General features: G+C 67.3%; 2 protein-coding genes. Both read right to left on the reverse strand.

Going from position 1 to position 2,391, the window contains the following annotated elements; all coding sequences use genetic code 11:
* Positions 1–1,028, reverse strand: a 1,028-nt coding sequence (prfA, locus tag RCJ92_RS15575; protein WP_446755078.1) for a peptide chain release factor 1, incomplete at its 3' end; no start/stop codon positions are given.
* A 142-nt stretch (positions 1,029–1,170) separates the two neighbouring features.
* Positions 1,171–2,391: transcription termination factor Rho (rho, locus tag RCJ92_RS15580; RefSeq protein WP_446755079.1), on the reverse strand; the 1,221-nt coding region annotated here is incomplete at its 5' end.

A 2,391-nucleotide genomic window follows, 5' to 3' on the forward strand; every position in this document is an offset into this window, starting at 1 on the left:
CACGAATCGATCACCGGGCCCAGGTCCCCGTCCATGACCGCGTCCAGGTCGTAGGCCTTGTAGCCGGTGCGGTGGTCGGCGATCCGGTTTTCCGGGAAGTTGTAGGTGCGGATGCGCTCGGAGCGGTCCATGGTGCGCACCTGGGAGGCGCGCTGGGCGGAGTTCTCCGCGTCCAGCTGCTCCTGCTGGTGGGCCAGCAGGCGCGAGCGCAGCACGCGCATGGCCGCTTCCCGGTTCTGGATCTGGGACTTCTCGTTCTGCATGGCCACCACGATGCCGGTGGGCAGGTGGGTGATGCGCACGGCCGAGTCGGTGGTGTTCACGCTCTGCCCGCCGGGGCCGGAGGAACGGTACACGTCGATCTTCAGGTCGTTCTGGTGGATGTCGATTTCCTCGGGCTCATCGACTTCCGGGAACACCAGTACGCCGGCGGCGGAGGTGTGGATGCGGCCCTGGGATTCGGTGACCGGCACGCGCTGCACACGGTGCACCCCGCCCTCGAACTTCAGGTGCGCGTACACGCCCTCGGCCGGGTCGTTCGAGCTGCCCTTGATCGCCACCTGGGCGTCCTTGTAGCCGCCCAGGTCGGACTCGTTGTAGGAGATCATTTCGACCTTCCAGCCCTTGTGCTCGGCAAAGCGGGTGTACATGCGCAGCAGGTCGGCGGCGAACAGGGCCGCCTCGTCCCCGCCTTCCCCGCCCTTGACCTCAAGGATCACGTTGCGCGAGTCGTTTTCGTCGCGCGGGATCAGCAGCCGGCGCAGCTTCTCCTCCAGTTCGGGCAGCGCGGCGGTCAGCTCCTCGACCTCGGCGGCGAAGTCCGGGTCCTCATCGGCCATTTCCCTGGCTGCCTCCAGGTCCTCGCTCGCCTGCTTCCAGCGGTTGTAGGCCTCCACGATGCCGTTGAGCTGCGCGGAGCGGCGCCCGAGCTTGCGGGCCCGGGCCTGGTCGGCGTACACGGCGGGATCGGACAGCTGCGCCTGGATCTCGGCGTGCTCCTCCAGCAGGGTCTTGACGGATTCGAACATGGTGGCAGAACTTCTTTCGATGCGTGGATCGGTGGCGCGCTGGCGGGCAGCGGGCCTTCACAAGAGATTGTAGGGGCAAAGCACCGGTGGCGTCCGGGCGACGGGTTGACCGTGCGCCCTGGACGCCACCGGGGAAAGCGCGCTAGTTGTGCTGCGGCGTGGTCTTGTTGACCAGCATCAGGAACTCCGCGTTGGATTCGGTGTCCCGGATCTTCTTGGTCAGCAGCTCCAGCGCCTGCTGGGTGTCCAGCCCGGCCAGCATGCGGCGCAGGCGCCACATGATGCGCACCTCGTCGCCGGAGAGCAGCGACTCCTCGCGGCGGGTGGAGGACGCGTTGACGTCCACCGCCGGGAAGATGCGCTTCTCGGCCAGCTGGCGGGAAAGGCGCAGCTCCATGTTGCCGGTGCCCTTGAACTCCTCGAAGATCACTTCATCCATCTTCGACCCGGTTTCCACCAGGGCGGTGGCCAGGATGGTCAGCGAGCCACCGTTTTCAATGTTGCGCGCGGCGCCGAAGAAGCGCTTGGGCGGGTAGAGGGCAGCGGAGTCCACGCCACCGGAGAGGATGCGGCCCGAGGCCGGGGCGGCCAGGTTGTAGGCGCGGCCCAGGCGGGTCATCGAGTCCAGCAGCACGACCACGTCCATGCCCATCTCCACCAGGCGCTTGGCGCGCTCGATGGCCAGTTCGGCCACGGTGGTGTGGTCATCGGCCGGGCGGTCGAAGGTCGAGGCGATGACCTCGCCCTTCACGGTGCGCTGCATGTCGGTGACTTCCTCGGGACGTTCGTCCACGAGCACCATCATCAGGTGCACTTCCGGGTTGTTGGTGGTGATCGCCTGCGCGATGGACTGCAGGATCAGGGTCTTGCCGGCCTTGGGCGGGGAGACGATCAGGCCACGCTGGCCCTTGCCGATCGGGGCGACCAGGTCGATCACGCGCGGACCGATCTGCTTGGCCCCGGTTTCCAGGCGCAGGCGCTCGGTCGGGTACAGCGGCACGAGCTTGTTGAACTCGACGCGCTCCTTGTTGTCTTCCGGCTTCTTGCCGTTCACGGACGTCAGCTGCACCAGGGCGTTGAACTTCTGGCGCGGGTTGGGGGTCTCGCCCTCGCGCGGCTGGCGGATCGCGCCAACAATCGCGTCGCCCTTGCGCAGGTTGTACTTCTTGACCTGGCCCAGGGTGACGTACACGTCGTTCGGGCCGGGCAGGTAGCCCGAGGTGCGCACGAACGCGTAGTTCTCCAGCACGTCCAGGATACCGGCGATCGGCAGCAGGACGTCGTCCTCGCTCAGCTGCGGCTCGTCGTTGTCCCCGCGGCGGTTGCGGCGGTTGCGGTCCTGGTTGCGCTCATTGCGGTCCCG

It is taken from the genome of Glutamicibacter sp. BSL13 (assembly GCF_052928425.1).